This is a genomic window from Chlamydia pecorum E58 (genome assembly GCF_000204135.1).
GTDB classification, from domain to species: Bacteria; Chlamydiota; Chlamydiia; order Chlamydiales; family Chlamydiaceae; genus Chlamydia; species Chlamydia pecorum.
This window is the reverse complement of the sequence record NC_015408.1, coordinates 134,572-154,945: the sequence shown is the minus strand read 5'-3', so window position 1 is coordinate 154,945 and position 20,374 is coordinate 134,572. Positions and strand designations below refer to the sequence as shown.

Below are 20,374 nucleotides of genomic sequence, written 5' to 3'. Positions count from 1 at the left end.
TCAATGTGTTAATCCATAGAAAAACGTGAAATTTTTTAGAACGAAAATAGATGACTTCTCATTTCAAGTTCTTGGATTTTTTTCATGAAAACATGGTTTGATGTAGTGTAGGAATCAAGTTATGCCGAAAAAATCCCTTTAAGAAACATTGCTTTTGTAATCAGGGTGATGGTTCCGTATAGTTGTTTTTACAGCACAGAGGCACTGTAGACAAGAGAATAGCGCTCTGTGCTGATAAAAATAGTAGAGTAGAATTATGAAGAGAATAACACACATTGCTCAAAGGATGGTGATTTTGTGTTTTTTCCTTCCATTTCAGATGTATACATCTCCTGCTGAGCATAACAAAACTTTTGGGGCGTGTTGTAGTGATGTACATGCTGCACTAGAGTCTCAGGGGGATTGTGAATCATTATTGCAAGAGTTTGTGCATCGTATTTTTCAGGATCGTGCGAAGTTATCTGCTCGGGATTGGCAGACTGTGGGAGTGTTAGTAAAGCAGTATATTTATAAATGCCTTCGAGAAAAACGTATAGACAAGAGCAAGGAGATACTACAGCAGCTGCTTTCTTTCCCTTTACCTAATGCAGTGAAAAACGAACTGCGGATTCTTTGGCAGAGCCTAAATCCTGAAAACATGCCTTTACAACATTTTATTGAGCAATTCTCCTCCTTAAATGTGGGAGATTCTCTACAGTATCGCCTGCTTATGGACCTTTATAAAATGACTCTGCATAGTAGTTATGAAGAGCGTAAGCAAAGTGTGCTTTTAGCTAAAGAGCGCGGACTTTACAGAGAAGCCTATGATCAAGCTGTGGCATTATTGCAGGCGATAGAAAAAGGTGAGTGCTGCCCTCATGAGGAAGTCGCTGCTATTGAAACGTGCTTTTTGAAAAAGACCCTACTAGCATTGCAGATCCTTTTGGCAGAAAATCCAGAGATGTATGAATCTCTGATACCTTCGTATTACCTTACGGAAATTGCTCATACAGAGGCAATCGATATGTTAGTAGAGCGCATCGCACAGGGAGAAGTCTCCCGTTCTGACGAGGTTGATTCTGTCCTTCTTTCTCATGCGATACGTCGCTTCCCTGTAGATCCTCAAAAAACTATTCAGGAGTTAGAGGTGCTTATAGATGGCGGAAAGCACCTACAGTCGAGAGTCCTCTATCATGGTTATTTTTTTCTATTAGAGATCTACCTACAGCATAAACATTTCCCCGCAATGGAGCGCCTGCTGCGGTTTGGGGAAGCTATTTTTGATGCAGATCATGAGGCTTTCCCTGAATATCAGTATTTTCTAGGAGCGTATTTGTATGCTCTTGGAAAGCACTCTCAGGCTTTCAATATCTTCTCTGGGGCTCTTTCTTCTGCGATTCGCTGTGGGGTGACGTTAGCTAAAATTTATGAGTATTTGGGGTGCATCTCTTGTTCGCAAAAGAACTATTCTCAGGCAGAGGAGTATTTCTTAAGGGCATATAAGGGATGGGATCGTGAAGAAGCTGGGATCGGTCTGTTTCTTACATTCATGGCGCAAGGGAAAAAAGAGGAATGCGCTAAGATGCTGCAGTCATCGAATTTTTCTTTTAAGACGCAGAGGTTTCTCGAAGCTTTCTCTTCAGAGAGAGGGGGAGCTCTAGAGTCTTGTGTTTCCAAAATTTCTCCATGTCCTTCTGTGTCGGACATCTATAGTCGCTGCATTTACTTTATGATGAAGTCCCTCTCTTTTCTTTCTAAAGGCCCTGTTTTTGAGCTCGCCCAGGAAGTCCTCAATATGATGGAAGTGGCATTTCTAACTCAGGTACAACAGATTTGTCCGGATCTTAAGGAATGTACAGCTTTGGAATTCTGGAAACACAAGCTTGCAAAAACCTCTTCTCAGAGAAACCTAGCAGCTCCAGGAGAACCACACGTGCTTACCCTATGCTATAGGGCATTATATAATGAGGATCAGGAAGCTATTTCTTTGCTCCCCATGTTGTTTTCTGAGGAGAGCTCTGCACTACAGTCTGCCTTACGGTTAGTATGGGTTTTAACTAAAAACGACGATAAAAAAGATTCCCGCTATTGTCATAATCTTCCTTTACGTCCTTGTGGAGATCGTCTATATTTACTTGCCTATCCTCTTAAGGAGTATTTCGAAGGTCGAGAAGAGGCTCTTCAGCATCTTTCTTTGTTCCCAGAACTTTTCCCGCATTCTTCTTTGCTTACGCTTGCTTACTACCTGTTGGGCTGTGGAGAGCCTTCATTATTTTTAAGGGCCGCATGGTTTGTGAAAGCTCTGGCAGAGTTCCCTAAAATTTCCTTATTTGGGGAAGACGCTGAAGCTTGGGTGTACATGTATTACGATATAAAATGCAGTCTTGCAGATGCGTATTTTTCCTTAGGGGATCCTATTCGGGCTGTGGAGATGTTGGAAGAGGTAAAAGAGGATTGGTATGTGCATCATCATCCGTATTTGCAGCTTTTAGGGAAGGAAACTTACAGGAATTCTATAGAGCGCAGGTGGGTGCAGGGCTTAGCGCATGGGTATGCTATCCTTAATGAAAAGACTCGCCTTGCCCATCACTTACTTCAGCATATTGAAAAAACATTGTTGCTAACGCGCTCTCTTCAGGGAGCATTAGCAATTACAGAGGCACTATCTTCGGGGCCTCACCTTTAAAGAGAGGATACAGTTTTAAACGCTGAGGCGATGCAACGGTTCAACCCAGGACCAGCGATGTTTTGACCTGCAAGCTTGAGAGTTTTCGGCAGAGAAGGCAAGATCTGCTGTTTGGCTTTAAAGAATCCTACATTATGTTGGGGGACGCCATCTGAGGGAGAAAATAATGCAAAGGCATCAGGTTTTTGAAAGATCCCTAGGTATTCAGAAATTGTCGCAATAGAACAAGCATAGGCATCTTCCTCATGCCAGTATCCCTCGAGGAGCAGAGAAAGAGAGGTTGTTCCTGGAGCGCGCTGGGGGAAAATTTGTGAGTTCCATACTATCCCCAAGAGAGGGGGGACTTCAGCAAAGAGCATACCATACCCTTTGGGAAGAGAGAAGTTCGCAGAGCGCCATCCTAATGCTGTGCTAGAGAAGTGCCAGGGAGTGAGTTTTTCTGTCATTCTGTGTATGCTAGGAAGATCCGTTAGGGAGGGAAGGAGATGCAAAGGGCCGGTATAGATAGCAAGATCTGCGGAGAGTGTTTCCGAAGGAGTTGTGATCTGCACTTGATCCGAAGAGGCGTGGATTTGTATTACTGGAGAAGAAAACCTCCATGTTGCAGAGAGTTTTTTTATAAGAGTCTCAATAAGGAGATGCAAGGAAGGTTTTAGAGTTGCTAGGGAGTATGTCCCTTTAGCATGAGAAGGAAAGAGCATTTCTTTAAGGGCACTTTTTAAGAGAGAGCCTGTTTCTGCTTCGCGTTTTGCTAAGGAGGGGAAGGCCATGTATGTGGAGAGATGGGGGCTTTTCCCTGCACGTATCGCAGTAATTATTGGATTTAAAATATGTTTTGTAAGATTTTGCGAGCTGTGGCGTTGTAAGAAGGCCTCCACAGAGCTATCATTAGGGTTGCGAGGGGCGAAAAAATCTTTCATTAAGGCTGTCAGGAGACCTTCTTGCAGCAACGACCATAGAGAGATTTTCTTTGTTTTCCCTTTATAGTGAATGTAGCGGTTCTTGGCAGTTTTGTCGCTAAAGATGAGTGCTTCATTAAGGCCTAGCTCATCGATTAACTTTAAGGTGAATAACCCTTCTCCTCGGGTAAGAAATCCTTTAGGACCTAAGTCAAAGAGAAATTCTTCGCATTTTTTGGTGTGTAAAAGCCCTCCAGGAGAAGGCGCTTTTTCAAGGATAAGAATATGGGCAGAGGGGAACTTTTTCTGCAGCCACCATGCAGAGGAAAGTCCTGAGATTCCCGATCCTATAACAATAATGTTTTTCATATTGATGCTGAAAATCGCGGTGAAGATACTTTCTTTAAGAAATAGTGGTCAAATGCGGTAGCGATCACCCTAACGAAAAGCTCCCCTAAGGGAGTGACAGTAAGAAATGACGAGCTATTTTGGATTAACCCTGTCCGTTCCATACTTAGAAGCCTCTCTTGGCTATCAGAAAAATATTCATCAAAGCTATGACCAAAAAGAGAGAAAAACTCTTCTTTTTCTATAACAAAGGTACACATAAGCTTATGGATGACCCATTTTCGAATCAGGTCATCCTTGGAGAGCTCTTTGCTTTTTTCTGTCGCTAGAGAATGTGAAAGGATCTTCTCCTGATAGATATCGAGAGCTTTCGTATTTTGCAGGTATATTCCACGAATAAAACTTGTTGCAGAGATTCCTAGTCCGATAAGGTCTTCTTCGGGAGGCAGGGAATACCCTTGAAAATTACGAATTAATGTTTTGTTATGAAACGCTACTGTTAAGGGATCTTCGGGAAGAGAAAAATGATCCATCCCAATAGCTTGGTAGCCTGCCTTGATTAAGCTATGTCGGGATTGTGAGTATATCGCAAATTTTTCTTCCATAGAGGGAAGATCTGTAGCTTTGATTGCTTTTTGGTGCGGTTTGATCCAAGGGACTGCAGCATAAGAAAATAATGCCAGACGATCCGGGCGCATTGCGAGGATGTCTTGGATAGTTTGCGCAAAGGTGTGACGGGTTTGCTTTGGCAAGCCGTAGATTAGATCAATGTTGATGCTAGTAAAGCCCAGCTCTTTAAACTTCTCATACACACGTCGTGACTCCTCATGGGTCTGCCGTCGCTTTACGGCTTCTTGTACGGCAGCTTGGGTATCTTGTACTCCCAAGCTTACACGATTAAACCCAAGATTTTGGAAAAACTCCGCCTTCTCCATATCGTTCCTTAAAGAACGTGGGTCTATCTCTATCGCGATCTCTTCTGTTTGGGAGAGATCAAAGCATTTGTGGAGTTGATGAAAGAGCTTCTCGAACATATACCGAGAAAGACGGCTAGGAGTGCCTCCTCCAAAATGGATTCGAGAAACGGGGAACTTCATTCCTAATTCCTGCGAGATAAGAGAGATTTCTTGGAGGAGCGTATTGATGTAGTCCTCAACAATCTCTTCTCTGCGGTTGAGAATCACAGTACATCCACAATACAGACACATCGATTGGCAAAAGGGAATGTGGAAATACAAAGACAAAGGTTGGGGAGAATTTTTTATTCTTTGCAGAGCAACGCGTGCAGGGGCTTCATCAGAAGGCTCCCATTCTAAAGCTGTAGGGTAGCTTGTATATCTTGGTGCGGGTTGATGAAGTCCTTCTAGGAATTTAAAATCGATGTTGAACATAGGCGATAACGTGTTGGACATTTTCTAAGGGTGTTTCCGGAAGAATGCCATGTCCAGAGTTAAAGATGTAGTTTGGAAGAAAGCGTAGTGATTCTAGAAAGGTCTCTAGGTAGGTATCTAGCAAGGGTTCAGGAAGGAGAAACAACGCAGGATCAAAGTTTCCTTGGAAAGAGAGCCCTTTAGGGGCAACTTTCGCAAAGCGGGCAAGGTCTATATGGTAATCAGGATGGAGGGTGTCTGCTTGAGTATCTAAGAGCTTTGAAAAATTCTCTTCAAAGCAGCGACAGAATAAACTCACAGGGATCTGTTTTTCTTTTAGCTTGGCAATGAGGGCTTTATTAGGTTCTGTAACGTATTGAGAGAACAGAGCCGAAGGGAGACGGAGGCTTGAGCTTTCAAAAAGCTGCACTGCAGAAGCGCCAGCACGGACTTGGAGTTCTAAGTAAATTGCCGTACTATTGATAAGTGTATCAAGGAGCTCTTGAAATTTTTCTGGATAGCGGTAGAGAAAAGCCATGGTTTTGGAGAAATCTTTAGAAGCACCGCCATCTAGGAGATAACTTGCTAAGGTAAATGGAGAAGCAGCAAACCCTAATAAGGGGACGGAGAGTCTTGAGGTTAACGTAGAGATTGCCTCGGTTAGGTAGCGGAAGGTTTCCTCTGGCTCTGGGGTAAAGAACAAGGGTTGTGTTGGAGAGAATTCGATTTTAGGGCCTGGGGAAAAATCATAAGAAAGGCAAAAGCCATCCAAGATAGAGAGGATGTCTGCAAAGAGAATAGCTGCGTCTACATGTAAGAGCTCAGGGCCTAAAAGGGTCGCTTCTATAATTGCTTCAGGATTATGGAAAAAACTCTTTAGGGGTTGAGAACCTTTAAGCTCGTGGTATTGGGGCATGTATCTTCCTACTTGGCGTAGGAACCATACTGGAGGGCGATGGGGAGCTTGGCGTTGTAAGAGATCTGCAAATGACATGAAGCCTTTATTGTTTAAATGTGTTTAAAGGAAAAGCTTTTTCTATAGATTCACAGACTTCTTTTATTAATAGTTCTGGGGTAGGAGAAAGCGCATAAGGGAGAGTTTGTTTTATGAGCTCATTCTTTCCATGGGTTTGCTGTATAGATAAAGAGTTTCTTGTTCCCTTAATGCTGGAGATGTTGTGTTGTAGCGCAAAGAGCCGCACCTGTGCAAGGGCTAGTAGCCAGGAGACCTCTTGAGGTAGAGGCCCAAAGCGATCAAGAAGTTCTTGTTTTATGGCTTCTAAAGCTTCTATATTTTCTGCATTTCCTACTTTTTGATAGAACTCGATTCGTAAGGATGCTGAATCTATATAGGAATCAGGAATGCGAGAGTTATAGGGGAATTCAATTTTTATCGTATCTTGAAGAAGAGAAGGGCTGGAATGTGTTTTTAATGCTGCGATCGTTTTCTTTAGCAGCTTGCAGTATAAGTTAAAGCCTATAGCGCTGATATGCCCAGATTGATCTGTTCCTAAGATATTTCCAGCTCCACGGATCTCTAGATCATGGAGGGCAATTTTCATTCCCCCGCCATATTCTTGCTTGTTGAGTGCTGCTAAGCGCTTTGCAGCAGGACCAGACAGCCGATCTAGATGAGGGACAAGAAAATAACAATATGCCTTTTTATTCCAGCGGCCTACGCGGCCTTTCATTTGATATAAATCTGCCATGCCAAATTTATCTGCATGGTCGATCAAGATAGTATTGGCATTAGGAATGTCAATACCATTTTCTATGATTGCCGTGGCGATCAAAATATTGGTCTGTTGGGTCTTAAATTTGTGAAAAATCTTAGCTAGCTCTTCCGAGGTCATCTGTCCATGAGCGACTCCAATTCTGGCTTCAGGAATAAGTGTACGGATGTTCTCCGCTAAGCGAAATAGACTTTCTATCCGATTATGAATCACATAGGCTTGCCCCCCGCGAAGGAGCTCATGGCGTAATGCAGCAGATAGAGTTTCGTCATTATGTTCCATAAGGAAAGTGCTTACAGGAAGACGATCCAACGGGGGCATGGTGATGATAGAAAGATCTCTAGCACCAGTTAGGGACATGTATAGCGTCCTAGGGATAGGGGTAGCAGAGACTGTTAAGCAGTCGATATTTGGATACCGCTCTTTTAGACTCTCTTTAATTTTTACTCCAAAGCGCTGTTCCTCATCGATGATGAGCAACCCAGGATGATGAAATTCTAGGTGTTTATTAATAAGCTTGTGGGTTCCAATTAAAATATCGATTCCCCCTTCAGCAACTTTTTGGAAGATGACTTTCTGCTCTTTGGTTTGTGAAAACCTTGAAATTACTGCAATGTTTATTGGGAGCCCTGCCATCCTTTGCTTAAAGGTTTCATAATGCTGGTGTGCTAAAATTGTCGTGGGAACCATAACAATCACTTGACGGTGGCCATCACAAACAGCTTTTACTGCAGCTCTCATGATAACCTCAGTTTTCCCAAACCCTGCATCTCCACAAATGAGTCTGTCCATAAGCTTTTCAGACATCATATCTTCATAGATCTGCTCTATAGCTTTGAGCTGATCAGGAGTTTCCTCATAGGGAAAGGTCTCTGCAAACTTGATAACTTCTTCCCCATGTGGAGGATGTACAAATGCCGGAGTTGTGCTGCGCTGTGCTTCAAGCTGAAGAAGCTTTTCCGCATAGGCAACTAAAGATTTTTCCGTAAGTTCTCGAGAACGTTTCCACTTGGAACCATTAAGATTATGAAACTCTGGAGGGGTGTCAGAAGCCCCTACATAGCGAGAGATAAGGTAGGCCTGGTCTGAAGGGACATAGAGCTTGGCATGGTCTGCGTATTCTATTACGAGGTAATCTGTTTCGATGTTGAGATGGTTAGGTTTTTTCTCCACCCCGACAAACTTCCCAATCCCATTATGAAGATGCACAACTGTTTCCCCAGGAACTGGAACATAGACCTCTTCCGCTGTCGTTACTGAAAAGTAATTTCGTTGTTTTTGACGCCTTAAGATTTTTGTTGAGGCAAATTCCGATAGGGAAATTGCTACAAAGCCTTCCTGAACTAGGGCGAAACTCGACGAGAGATTCCCCGAGTTTTCATAAATAGATACGTGTGTTTTGTGAAATTGTTGAGCTAAGGTGCGAGCTTCCTTTAAGGACTTTGTCTTTGTGCTGTAGAGAGCAAGTTTCAGAGAAGCGTTTTGCTCCGGGAGGAGCTCTTGAAGACGCTGTAGGAAGCTTAGTAGGGGGTTTTCATTGTGTTCTAAGATTTCGTTAGGATAGAGCAAGGGAAGAGAAACTCTTTGAACATCAAGAGCATGGTTAAATACTTGGATTGTTACAGCATCGTTTTTTTTGATTTGCACATTAGGGAAATATGCCTCAGAGAAAAACATAGACTTGTTGTTAGAGATCCTTTGAAAAAACCCCTCAAGGGAAAGAAAGCGCTCAGGGAAAGACGCTAACGTTCCGGAGATTTCAGCAAAGTCGTTCTCTAGAGTTTCCAGATCATCAAAAAGGCATAACGGTGGTGTAGAAAAAAAGTCCAAAAGTGTATGGGAGAGCGTCCCTGAAGAGGAGATTTTCTCTACGGGAGAGATCAAGATCTGAGAAACCTTCTCTATGGATAATTGATCCGAGGGATTATAGGCTCGTAAGGAGAGAATTTTCTCTCCCCAGAATTCTATACGAAAAGGCTCCGTTGCAGATAAGGGAAAGATATCTACGATCCCCCCACGATGAGCAAACTCCCCTTTTTCTCTTGCTACTGTTACCTGTGTATAGCCGAGATCTTTACACAGCTCTACTGTAGTTTCAGGATCTAAGGTATCACCAACATGAAGCTCCAAATGTCGCTTTGCGCTTTCCTTGGGGGAGAGAGTCTTCTCAAGAAGAGCTTTTAAAGTAGTCACACATACTAGAGGCGCAGTGTTTTTATGAATCGTATAGAGAAGATAATCACGTTTCCCTACAGCATCAATATTTACCAACTTAGGAGAAAGATCTATCTCTGATGAAGGAAACTCAACAGGGAGAGTAGGCAAAAACGTCGAGAGGTTTTCAAACAGATCATCAAGGCGCGCAGGGGTGGTAATCATGATAATAGGTTGCGCTGTATCATGAAACATCTTTGCTGCCAAAAACGCTAATGCCCCTGGACGTACATTTTCAATCAGAAGGGGGGCGGTATGTTGATACAACCTTTGGGTAAAAGAAAGCTCTAAGTTAATTGGGTTGAAATCCATTGCCATAACGTTTGATATAGTTCTTCTGTTGCTGGAAGAGAGGAAGCACTTCCCTGAGCAGAAAGCTTCGCTCCTCCCCAGCGTCCGCCATAAGGAGCTAGTATGGCTTTTAAGAGTTCTTGAGCCTGGAACCCTTGTGCAGCAAGATCCTCTGAAATTCGAGATAAAACAATATATTTCCTATTTTTCTTAGTGATCCACAGGGAAATACTTCGCTGTGGGAGCTTTTGATGAAAGCAGTTAGCATATTGTTGTAGGTGGTGGCCTTCTTTTTCTGCTAAATGATAGACTAAGTAAGAAATCTCGTGTGAGGAGTGGCGCTGATTTATAAGTTCATCTAACTGAGCACTGATTAACTTATTCTCTAAATCAGAGATGACCTTATCTTGTTTTTTTCTTTGCTCAAGAGCGTGCGTGAGTTTCGCAAGCAACTGGTCTTTAGGTGCTTGTAGCAGTAGCGCAGCCTCATCCAAAAGCTTTCTTTCTTGGCGGCTAGCAGCTTCTGCCTCCTCTCCTGTAATAGCTTCAATCCTACGAATTCCCGTAGCGATCGCATGTTCTTTCACTATGCGGAAATAGCCAAGATCTCCCGTAGCTTGCGCATGCGTTCCTCCACATAGCTCGTGAGAAACTCCAGCAGAAACTACCCGGACAGTATCGCCATATTTATCCCCAAAGAACTGCTTAATTTCTTTAGAGTTCATAACATCCGAATACAGAGTTTCTCGTGTAAGTACGGGATGGTTTTCTCGGATAAGATCGTTTACTAAAGACTCAATAGAAGCAAGATCTTCAGGAGCGATTGCTTTAGGATAGGTAAAGTCTAAGCGGATTTTTGTTTCATCAACATAAGAGCCCGCTTGGCGGATATGATTTCCCAATACAGAAGCTAAGGCATGGTGTAATAGGTGACACCCTGTATGGTTATTGGCGATTTTTTTTCTGCGGATACAATTGACTTGTGTAGTCACTGCCTCAGCCTGTGAAAGCTTCCCTTGAGACATTTTTCCATGATGGGCAATAAATCCAGCCTGGGGGGTTGTCGTATGGGAAACAATAAAAGATCCTTCCTGAGAAAAGATCTCGCCAGAATCTCCTACCTGGCCGCCTTTTTCTGCATAGAAAGGTGTAGTTTTTAATATTAAGATCCCTTCCTCTCCTTCTTGAAGGGAAGAGACGATCTGGTCTTGAGAAATAATCGCTTCAATAAAAGTATCGCAAGAGAGCGTATCATAACCGATAAATTCCACAGAAAGCTCAGGGAGCTGCTCGTAAACGACTTTGACCTCTTCTTGGGTTTTTACGGAGTGTTTTCTAGAGCGTTCTTTAGCTTCTTGTTCAAGGAGAGCAAAGGTTTCCATGTCCACTTGAAAATTGTAATCTTTCGCTAGTAGAAAAATTTCATCTATAGGAAGGCCGTAGGTGTCTTTTAATTTAAATGCATCTTCCCCAGAGATTACAGAGGAAGAGGAAGAAGCTTTTAACACTTGTTGTAAAAGGTTCCCCCCTCGATGTAGAGTTTTCAGGAAACACTCCTCTTCATTAGAGAGTACCTCTTGAATTTGTGTTAAGGAAAGACGTAGCTCTGGATAGGCTTCTCCCATTGCATCTGCTAAAGAGGGGACAATCTCTGCTAAGAAAGGCTGCTGAAACCCTAGGCGTCGGCCATAGTTTACTGCCCTTCTTAAAATTTTCCTTAAAACGTATCCGCGTTCTGTATTTCCTGGAAGTAGCCCATCCGCAATCGCGAAAGATAACGAGCGAATATGATCTGCAATAACTCGGAAAGCAGCTCCGTGGGGAGAGTCTGGACAGTAGGTTTTCCCACTTAACTGTTCGATTTTCCCTATCAGCATGCGCAAAACATCTGCTTCAAATACAGTGTTTGTCCCAGAGATTAATGAAATTAACCTCTCCAGCCCAGCTCCGGTATCAACATGCTTATTTGGTAAGGACAAAAGGTCTCCTTCAGCTGTACGGTTAAACTCCATGAAGACCAGATTCCAATATTCTAGAAAACGTTCTCCTTCTATGTCCTCAAGAGGAGAACTAGCAGAGCCAAACTTAGGCCCCCGATCAAAAAGAAGTTCGGAGCAGTACCCACAAGGACCAGTATCTGCCATGCTCCAAAAGTTATCCTTGTCCGTTAGCCGAAAAATGCGTTCTGTGGGGAGGTAACGCTCCCAAAGGGCAAAAGCTTCATCATCTTTTTCATGTACTGTGGCATAAATAAACTCAGGAGCAAAGTTAAAAACAGAAAGAGAGGCTTCCCATGCAAAGGTAGTCGCATCTGCTTTGAAATAGTCCCCAAAGGAAAAGTTCCCTAACATTTCAAAGAAGGTCAAATGCCGAGAAGTATGACCTACATTTTCTAAATCATTATGCTTTCCTCCAGCACGGATACATTTTTGTGAAGTCGTTGCTCGAGAATAACTCACCGTTTCCTTGTTAAGAAAAATATTTTTGAATTGATTCATGCCGGCATTGGTAAAGAGAATCGAAGGGTCTTGGTGAGGGAACACCGGAGAGGAAGGGATGATCTTATGGTGCCGGTTTGCATAAAAATTCAAAAACTTGGAACGAAGAAGATTGCTTAGCATGAGAAAAGTCAGCAGGTGTAATAGATTTTTTGATGACTATGTATTATAGGACAACGCTTTTTTTTCGTCTCTATTCCTAATTTGTTTCAGTATGAAGGACACCCTCCTTTCTCTTGGGGATATTCTAGATTTTCTGAGATAAGAGTTGCTTGCTTTTTGGTTGAGGATACCATATGATCGCCAATCTTTATTACGTAGATGTAAGGCTAAGGGCATGTTCGCTAAAGAGTGTAACTTAGAACTTTTAGAAAAAATTGCAGGAGCCATTAAGCAGCTCAGTATAGAAGCGATTCAGAAAGCTGCTTCTGGTCATCCAGGGTTGCCATTAGGATGTGCTGAGCTCGCAGCATATTTGTATAGCTATGTTTTGAGACACAATCCTCGAGATCCTCAATGGATAAATAGGGACCGCTTTGTTCTTTCTGCTGGACATGGTTCCGCAATGTTGTATGCATGTTTGCATCTTTCAGGGTTTAATGTTTCTTTAGAGGAGATACAACAGTTTCGACAGTTGCATTCTCGAACTCCTGGCCATCCAGAATATCGTGAAACAGAAGGCGTTGAAGCGACAACAGGCCCTTTAGGTCAGGGAGTGGGAAATGCTGTGGGCATGGCTTTAGCGGGAAAAATGTTGGCCGCTAGGTTTAATCGTCCTGAGCATGAAATTTTTAATAGTAAGGTGTACTGTTTAGCTGGGGATGGCTGCATGATGGAGGGCGTGAGCCATGAGGCTTGTAGTTTGGCCGGCTCTTTATGCTTGGATAACCTTGTGGTAATCTATGATTATAATGATGTCGTTTTAGATGGCAATTTACGAGAAGTTAGTGTTGAAGATACAAGAAAGCGTTTTGAAGCATACAACTGGGAAGTGAAAGAAATCGATGGGTATGACTTTCCCCAAATGCATGAGGTCTTTTCAGAAATTCAATGCAATCAAGAGCGCCCTGTATTGATCATTGCCCACACAATTATAGGACACGGCTCTCCAAAAGAAGGGAGTTCCGCGGCTCATGGCTCTCCTTTAGGTGCTGAAGGTGTGGCACAAACAAAACAGTTTTGGTGCCTCTCCGAAGAGAAGTTTTATGTTCCTCCTGCAGTAAAGGCCTTTTTTTCTCAAAAAGGTCATGAAGAGAAAAAAGCCCAGGAAAAATGGCTAGATGATTTTCGTGTCTGGTCTAAGCAGTTTCCTCAATTACATGAGGATTTTCTTGCGTTAACAACTCATAAGTCCTCTAGTGATATAGAAGATTTATTGCGAAGCATAAGCATGCCAGAATACATTTCTGGAAGGGCAGCTTCCAACAAAATTATTCAATTTTTAGCTCAATATTTACCCTATATAATCGGTGGATCAGCAGATCTGTCTAGTTCTGATGGCACTTGGATCCGGGATGCTGGAGTGATTCAAAGTCATGATTTCACAGGAAGAAATATTAAATATGGTGTGCGCGAGTTTGGAATGGGAGCAATTATGAATGGCTTTGCCTATCATAAAGTTTTCACTCCTTTTGGCGGTACCTTCCTTGTTTTTTCTGATTATATGCGTAATGCAATTCGTTTAGCAGCATTGTCGAAACTCCCTGTGATCTATCATCTCACTCATGATTCTATTTTCTTAGGTGAGGATGGACCCACACATCAGCCCATCGAACAGCTAATGTCTTTACGAGCCATCCCTGGACTGCAGGTAATTCGTCCTGCAGATGCTAATGAAGTTAAAGGAGCTTGGCAAGCAGCATTGCGGTTTCAGGGGCCAACAGCGATTGTGTTGTCGCGTCAGAATCTCCCGACGTTGTCCTATACAGATCGTCATTTTAAAGAGGGCGTAGGGAGAGGAGCATATATTTTAAAAGATACAGAGGGAACACCTGATTATACCTTGTTTGCAACAGGATCTGAAGTTTCTTTAGCACTTTCTGTAATGAAGGAGTTAGAGCTTTTAGATAAGCATGTGCGTGTGATTTCTTTCCCTTGTTGGGAGATCTTTGAAGAACAAGATGCCGCGTATAAGGAAAAAATCCTCGGGGGAGACTTAGGCATCCGGGTGTCTATAGAAGCTGGTTCTGCGTTAGGCTGGTATAAGTATATTGGCTCTTCTGGGATTGCCATTGCTATGGATCAATTTGGGGTTTCTGCTGCTCCAGAGGATGCTGCTGAAGCATGTGGGTTTACCACAGAATTGATCTTACAAAGAATCCTTTCTCAATAATCTGCATCAGAAGTTGCAGAGCCTTTCGCCATGGTGTCATCTGCCTCTCCTAGCTCCATATGGGGGAGGTCTCTATGGTGTTTAGAGCGATTTTTAGGAGCCTTTTCGAGTTCTGCAATCACCTGAAGCCCAGTAAGGATGTGGTCCTTAGTATAGGTTTTCAAAACAAAATTGCTGCTGGCTTTCGTTTTTATCCCCTCTTTCCTTAAAGGAAGGTCTGAAATCAGTAAAAGCGCTCCAATTGGGAGGTTTCTGCGATAGCCTGCAGAGAAAAGCGTCGCACACTCCATTTCTGCAGATTGGACTTTTGCTTCATACAGCTTTTTTCGAAATTCTTTGTTAAATTCCCAAAAGCGGATGTTTGTCGTGTGGGAAATCCCAATATGAAAATTTGCTTTATTTCTTTCGAGAACTTCTGTGGTTGTCCTTTGCACCATGAAGTTGGCTAGAGCGGGAACTTCTGGAGCAAAGTATGCATCTGATGTCCCTTCCCCTCGAATGCTAGCAATAGGAACAAAGTAATCCCCAACTTGATAATGGGAACGTAACCCTCCACACATTCCTAACATAAGGGCAGCCTTGACTTCTGGGAGGAAAGAGCAGAGATCAACAGTAAGTGCAGCTCCTGGAGAGCCTAATTTAAAGTTAAGAATAGAGGTATTTACTTGAGGAGCATGGGCAGCAGAAAACATCGAGCCTTCTGAAATGGGGACTTGGTGGATTTCTGCGAAGGTTTGGATGTAGTAGGAAAAATTTGTTAGCAGCAAGTACTGGCAGAAAGCAGAAACCTCAGATCCTGAGTAGCGCTCGAGAGTTTCTTGAGCGATTTGCATTTCGCTAATAGAACTTTGTGTCACTATTTCTCCTTGAAAATGATGAAAACCTATAAAGGTATTCTATAGCATAACTCAAGAAAAGATTAGAATTCCCAAATCTCGATAGGAGACATTCTTCTGGACAAAGGAGAAACACAGAGATAACATTCTTAGGAAAAACTTAGGAAATAAAGAACTTTATGGTCCGTGTAAGCACTAGTGAATTCCGTGTAGGATTAAGAGTAGAAATCGATGGTCAACCCTATCTTATTTTACAAAATGAGTTTGTAAAGCCAGGGAAAGGACAAGCATTTAATAGAATTAAAGTGAAAAACTTCCTGACAGGACGTGTGATTGAAAGAACATTTAAATCTGGGGAATCTATAGAAACTGCAGATGTTCGGGAAACGAGCATGCGTCTTCTTTATACGGATCAGGAAGGGGCAACCTTCATGGATGATGAATCTTTCGAGCAGGAAACCATCTTTTGGGACAAATTGGAAAACGTCAAAAATTGGCTGCTAGAGGATACAATCTATACTTTAATTTTATATAACGGTGAGGTTATTTCCGTAGAACCTCCGATCTTTATGGAACTTTCCATCACAGAGACAGCCCCAGGGGTCCGTGGGGATACAGCTTCCGGACGGGTGCTTAAGCCTGCTGTTACAAATACAGGAGCGAAGATTATGGTCCCGATTTTTATTGAAGAGGGAGAAGTCGTTAAAGTCGATACGCGTAATGGAAGTTATGAGTCACGAGTTTCTAAATAGTTCTTTAAAGTTCCATTTGTATAAAAAATCCCTGTTAATTTAGATAACTAAGTATGACAGAGAAAAAAATGAAAGAACTTTCAGCGGAATTATGCTTGTTGAAGCAGCTGCAAAACCATGCGGCTGCCCTTGAAGAAGCAAAAAAGCGTCAGGTGTGGGTAGAAAAATTACTTGCTATGCCGGATGCTGTCCGTGATGTAGAAGTTCGCGATACCTATGAGGAAACCCCTCAGTTATTTCAAGATATGGCCAAAAAAATCGTAGAAGAAGGATTATAGTCCCCCTTTTTTTGCGTTTAAGTTTTGAGCTTTCCAGGTAGTTTCTATTTTTATATTTAAAGGCTCCTCATAATTCATAAGATTGGTAAGCACTGCAGTGTGAACCTGGTAATCTTGAGGGTAAAGGTCGATAATGTAGAAACGTGCATTGCTAGGAAGAGAAATCGAGCCACTATTGAGAATAAGTCCTGGAGATAAGTCTTTATTTGCATATAAAGTAGCTTGATGGTCATGGCCATGCAGGTACAGGCGGATATTAGGGAAGTCCCTAAGGGTTTCTTGAAGGAGAGAATTGTTTAGAAGAGTATGAAATTTTTTCTTAGATGTGAGTAGGGGATAGTGGTTTGCAATGATGATGTTTTCTGACTGGGGGATGGAACGGAGGAGAGATTCTAAAGCGGCGATTTGAGAAAGAAAAACCTTCCCATTCGCAGAGAACCAACCATTTAAGCAGGAGCAATCTAAAAGAATAATCCACCAGTCTGGGGTAAGCCTATACTTAGCAACTTTGTTTTTCTGCAACCGTACATTAGGGAAGTAATGATAAAAGGTTTGCTCTTGATAGGAGGTTTTTGTGTATACATCGTGGTTCCCGGGGACAAGATGGATTTTTGCATACTGTGCTAAGTGATCTATAAAATGACGAGCAAGAGAAAACTCCGCATGTAGAGCAGTTAATGTTAAATCCCCAGTAAGGCAGACGCTATTGGTATGAAGAGAGCGGATAAGATCTGGGAAGCGGTTGCAAATAGTAACGTCTTGGAAGTCTACAGAACAAAAAACTTGACGCAAGAAGCTTTTAAATCTCTTGTTAAAACAATAAAAGAGATTTTTAGGGAATACACGACAGTGAACATCAGAAATATGAACTAAGCGAAAAGCATCTTTGGGTTTAGGTAGCATAAGTTTTGAATACTATCTTATTCTTACGGAGAAATTTCCCTGGAGTTTGTAATAAAAAAGATTAAATCAAATTATTTAAGATAACAATAAGCAAAAACCCCCTAAGTGATCACTTTTGAAGAGAACACAGTAATGGCAGTTTCTGTGGCGCAAGATAAAGCTGTGGAAATGGTCGCCAAAGAATCCAAAACACCTCCTGCAATGAGATCTTCAATCTCCTGAGAGAGAACGTTAAAACCCATACTTGCCGTTGCAAGAGATTTTAGTTTATTAATCACTACATCACAATCTGCCTGTGAATTGAGGATCAGTTGCTCTAAGGGCGCCCTACACGCGGTTTGTAAAATATGTGTTGCCGCGAGCTCTTCTGTAGAAAGACTGTCTTTATCTAAGCTTAAAGAAGCATACAGTAAAGAGACCCCACCTCCGGGGAGATAGCCATGCTCTTTTGCGGAATTGGCTAGTCTAAGACCTAATGTATATAGAGGCTCTGTCTCTTCCTTAGTAGTAATTAGAACTAAAGAACCTTGCAGGCGTTGTTTTCTTTCCAGAAGAGCCAATTTTTCTTCAGGTGAGGTCGTCGTGCGGATTTCCTCATCGAGTTGACGAATTTTCAACGCAAGAACTTCGGGAACATGTTGGCCATAAATTAGTAGTGTTTGAGTTTCAGAGATTTCAGCAGAGGCGCAGGAGCCTAGCATGGTCATGCTCAGATCAGCATCCTGCGAGTAAACGTGTGTCCCTGTAAATAGAGCTAGATCTTTTGCTAAGTTCTGCCGCTTTGTTGAGAGCTCAGGGATAGTTACAACAGTAACCTGTAATAACTTCCGAAGCTTGTTCACGATTAGCGTTGCAAGAACATCTTTGTCAATGTCTTCGCAGAAAATCAAAAGATGTTTGTGATTTTGAGAGATTTCCTTAAGCAGAAGAAGGATCCTATGAATGCTGGAAATTTTCTGATCTAGGATGAGAATATAAGGGAAAGAGAGCGTAGTTGTGCGTGAAAGGGGATCGGAAATAAAATATGTCGATGTATAGCCAAAATCTATTTTTATCCCCTGGGTTACCTGGAGGTCTATTTGATAACTTCTCGTTGTAGAAATACATCCTGAAGGTCCTATTGCAGCAACAGCAGAGGAGATATTCTCAGCAATGGAAGGATAACGCAGTGCTGTTAACACCAAATCTTTGATTTTCTTGGGATCTTTCACTGGCCAGGAATACGTATGTAAATGCTCAAGGAGTTGGGAGGATTTCTTCTGCAGTGCTAAGGAGAGTTTATAAGTCGAGAGACCTTGATTAATGAAAACGTAGCTTTCTTTTAATATGGAGTAGAGAAGAATGAGCCCCGTAGTAGCACCGTCTAAATGCTTTTTATGGATAGCATTCGCCATGGCCTTAGCAAAATCTGCTCCAGCATTTTCATGGGGATCTTCAAGAGTCATATGAGAAAGGACAGAGTAGCCGCGCTCCTCCAAAAATGTTAAAGAAGACGGAATCAGGCGGGGCCCATAAAACTTTTTAGCAACGTCGTAGACCTTTTTTATCCCTAAAAAAAGCTTTTTATCTACTTCGCAGTTTGATAGCTTCCCCTGATCAGACATGTGGTTCTCCAGTAGTGCTGTATAAAACTCACACTACCAAGTCATTTTTTAGTTCACAATATCTTCAATAGGAAAGGTGGCACCCGGAATCGAACCGGGGATAGAGGCTTTGCAGGCCTCGGCCTTACCGCTTGGCTATGCCACCGCAAATGAGATTCAGATGCTTTAGTTTATGCGAAACAGGATTTTATAGTAAGGGGAATTGTTAAAACTTCAACAGTGTATTATCTTTATTTATATTATTCTTTAAGGATAATTAAACTTGGTCAAAAAATCTTTGAGAAGAACTTGAGAGGGAACTATGCAATCCATATTGTTAGAGGAGTGGGTTTCATTAATGTTATCAAAAGCGCTCTACTGGAGATCTGGGAAGAAGATTTCTGGGGTGGCGATTGATTCTCGACAAGTTCAACCAGGAGATCTCTTTTTTGCTCTTCCTGGGAAGACTACAGATGGCCATAATTTTTTGCAGCATGCCGCCCAAGCAGGAGCTGTTGCTGCTGTGATTTCTCAGGAATATAAGGGAGATAATTATGGTCTAGAATTTGTTCGGGTTGAAGACCCTAGGAAGGCGCTGCAAGAAGCAGGGCTGAATAAGGGAAGGTTATTTCAAGGAAAGATTATTGGAATTTCAGGCTCTTTAGGGAAGACAACAACGAAAGAATTCTCAAATGTATTCTTATCTTCAGTCTATAGGGTGTTTATGAGCCCGAAAAGTTATAATTCTCAGCTTACAGTCCCTTTAAGTATCTTAATGGCAGATGGGGATGAAGATTTCTTGCTTTTGGAAATGGGAGTCTCTGAACCTAAGGATATGCACAATCTTCTTTCTATTGTGCAGCCTGAGGTGGCTGTAATTACCCACATTGCTACGCAACATACGATGCATTTTCCTAGAGGCATCCAGGAGATTGTAGAAGAAAAACGACAAATTTTACAGGGAAGTTCTTTGCAACTTCTCCCTAAAGACTCTCCCTGGTACAAGGATCTGTGTGAAGTGTCACCTTCTGCAGAAAAATTTTCTTTTTCTTTTCATGACCAAGCTGCAGATTTTTGTTATAAATCTCTAGATTCTCATGGGGTAACGATACAAACTCCAGATGAGGACATCTATCTCCCTATAGCGTTTCCTTATCAGCCTGCTTATGCAAATTTACTTATTTCTGTATCTTTAGCTTGGCTCCTTGAGACTCCTCTAGAGCATCTTATAAGTTCCTTGCCGGACCTGAAACTTCCTCCCATGCGCTTTGAACAGAGTCTACGTAATGGCATTCATGTAATTAATGATGCGTATAATGCTTGCCCTGAGGCAATGTTAGCGGCTCTAGAGGCTCTCCCCTCTCCTAGTAATGGAGGGAAGGTAATTTTGATTCTAGGGCATATGGCAGAGCTAGGAGTGTATTCTGAGGAAGGCCATGCCTTGGTGGCGACAAAAGCTTTGTCTAGAGCACATGTGATATTTTTTATTGGGGAAAAATGGAGCCCCGTGCTGCATATGGTACAACATCACTCTTGCCAAGTGGAGTTTTACTCTGCCCCTCATGATATCGAAATGATCTTGAAAGATCTTGTGCAGCAGGGGGATGTGGTTCTACTTAAGGGATCGCGATCTTTAGCTTTAGAATCTCTTTTAAATTGTTTTTAGTGCTGT

General features: G+C 42.3%; 12 protein-coding genes, 1 tRNA gene and 1 pseudogene. 5 read left to right on the top strand and 9 right to left on the bottom strand.

Annotated features, from left to right (window positions below):
• The first annotated feature begins 256 nt into the window (after positions 1 to 256).
• Positions 257 to 2,665, top strand: a complete 2,409-nt coding sequence (locus tag G5S_RS00675; protein WP_013712250.1) for a tetratricopeptide repeat protein — start codon at positions 257 to 259, stop codon at positions 2,663 to 2,665.
• On the opposite strand, the gene G5S_RS00670 is transcribed toward G5S_RS00675, so the two are convergent.
• The 5 genes and pseudogenes from G5S_RS00670 to alaS form a co-directional block, all read right to left on the bottom strand.
• Positions 2,662 to 3,933, bottom strand: coding sequence for a protoporphyrinogen oxidase (locus G5S_RS00670; protein WP_013712249.1), 1,272 nt, complete (start codon positions 3,931 to 3,933; stop codon positions 2,662 to 2,664). The two genes, G5S_RS00675 and G5S_RS00670, sit on opposite strands and share 4 nt — an antisense overlap.
• Entirely contained in the window at positions 3,930 to 5,294 is a 1,365-nt protein-coding gene (gene hemN / locus G5S_RS00665; RefSeq protein ID WP_370913666.1) for an oxygen-independent coproporphyrinogen III oxidase, read from the bottom strand. Before hemN ends, G5S_RS00670 begins: the two co-directional genes overlap by 4 nt.
• Positions 5,276 to 6,276, bottom strand: a pseudogene (gene hemE, locus G5S_RS00660) (uroporphyrinogen decarboxylase). Before hemE ends, hemN begins: the two are co-directional and overlap by 19 nt.
• 7 nt (positions 6,277 to 6,283) lie before the next feature.
• Positions 6,284 to 9,547 (bottom strand): transcription-repair coupling factor, encoded by a 3,264-nt coding sequence (mfd, locus tag G5S_RS00655; RefSeq protein WP_041466995.1) that lies wholly within the window; start codon positions 9,545 to 9,547, stop codon positions 6,284 to 6,286.
• Complete coding sequence (gene alaS / locus G5S_RS00650; RefSeq protein ID WP_013712245.1) at positions 9,517 to 12,141, bottom strand: alanine--tRNA ligase; 2,625 nt, start codon at positions 12,139 to 12,141, stop codon at positions 9,517 to 9,519. The genes mfd and alaS overlap by 31 nt, the downstream gene beginning before the upstream one ends.
• A gap of 214 nt (positions 12,142 to 12,355) precedes the next feature.
• Between alaS and tkt the strand changes: the two genes are divergently transcribed.
• Positions 12,356 to 14,350 (top strand): transketolase, encoded by a 1,995-nt coding sequence (gene tkt / locus G5S_RS00645; RefSeq protein WP_041466994.1) that lies wholly within the window; start codon positions 12,356 to 12,358, stop codon positions 14,348 to 14,350.
• Here tkt and G5S_RS00640 read toward each other — a convergent pair.
• Positions 14,344 to 15,183 (bottom strand): AMP nucleosidase, encoded by an 840-nt coding sequence (locus G5S_RS00640; RefSeq protein ID WP_013712243.1) that lies wholly within the window; start codon positions 15,181 to 15,183, stop codon positions 14,344 to 14,346. The two genes, tkt and G5S_RS00640, sit on opposite strands and share 7 nt — an antisense overlap.
• A 182-nt stretch (positions 15,184 to 15,365) precedes the next feature.
• Here G5S_RS00640 and efp point away from each other — a divergent pair, with 182 nt between their 5' ends.
• Both efp and G5S_RS00630 read left to right on the top strand, forming a co-directional pair.
• Entirely contained in the window at positions 15,366 to 15,938 is a 573-nt protein-coding gene (efp, locus tag G5S_RS00635; protein WP_013712242.1) for an elongation factor P, read from the top strand.
• A 68-nt stretch (positions 15,939 to 16,006) separates the two neighbouring features.
• Positions 16,007 to 16,216 (top strand): hypothetical protein, encoded by a 210-nt coding sequence (locus G5S_RS00630; protein WP_370913621.1) that lies wholly within the window; start codon positions 16,007 to 16,009, stop codon positions 16,214 to 16,216.
• On the opposite strand, the gene G5S_RS00625 is transcribed toward G5S_RS00630, so the two are convergent.
• The 3 genes from G5S_RS00625 to G5S_RS00615 all read right to left on the bottom strand — a co-directional run bounded on the left by G5S_RS00625 (position 16,211) and on the right by G5S_RS00615 (position 18,868).
• Positions 16,211 to 17,119 carry a metallophosphoesterase family protein gene (locus G5S_RS00625; RefSeq protein ID WP_013712240.1) on the bottom strand — a complete coding sequence of 303 codons (909 nt, stop codon included), beginning with the start codon at positions 17,117 to 17,119 and terminating at the stop codon, positions 16,211 to 16,213. The genes G5S_RS00630 and G5S_RS00625 overlap by 6 nt on opposite strands.
• Positions 17,120 to 17,220: 101 nt before the next feature.
• Entirely contained in the window at positions 17,221 to 18,723 is a 1,503-nt protein-coding gene (gene groEL3 / locus G5S_RS00620; protein ID WP_013712239.1) for a variant chaperonin GroEL3, read from the bottom strand.
• Between the two features lie 74 nt (positions 18,724 to 18,797).
• Positions 18,798 to 18,868: transfer RNA gene (locus tag G5S_RS00615), tRNA-Cys, on the bottom strand.
• 156 nt (positions 18,869 to 19,024) lie between these two features.
• Between G5S_RS00615 and G5S_RS00610 the strand changes: the two genes are divergently transcribed.
• Complete coding sequence (locus G5S_RS00610; protein WP_041466993.1) at positions 19,025 to 20,368, top strand: UDP-N-acetylmuramoyl-tripeptide--D-alanyl-D-alanine ligase; 1,344 nt, start codon at positions 19,025 to 19,027, stop codon at positions 20,366 to 20,368.
• Positions 20,369 to 20,374: the final 6 nt, after the last annotated feature.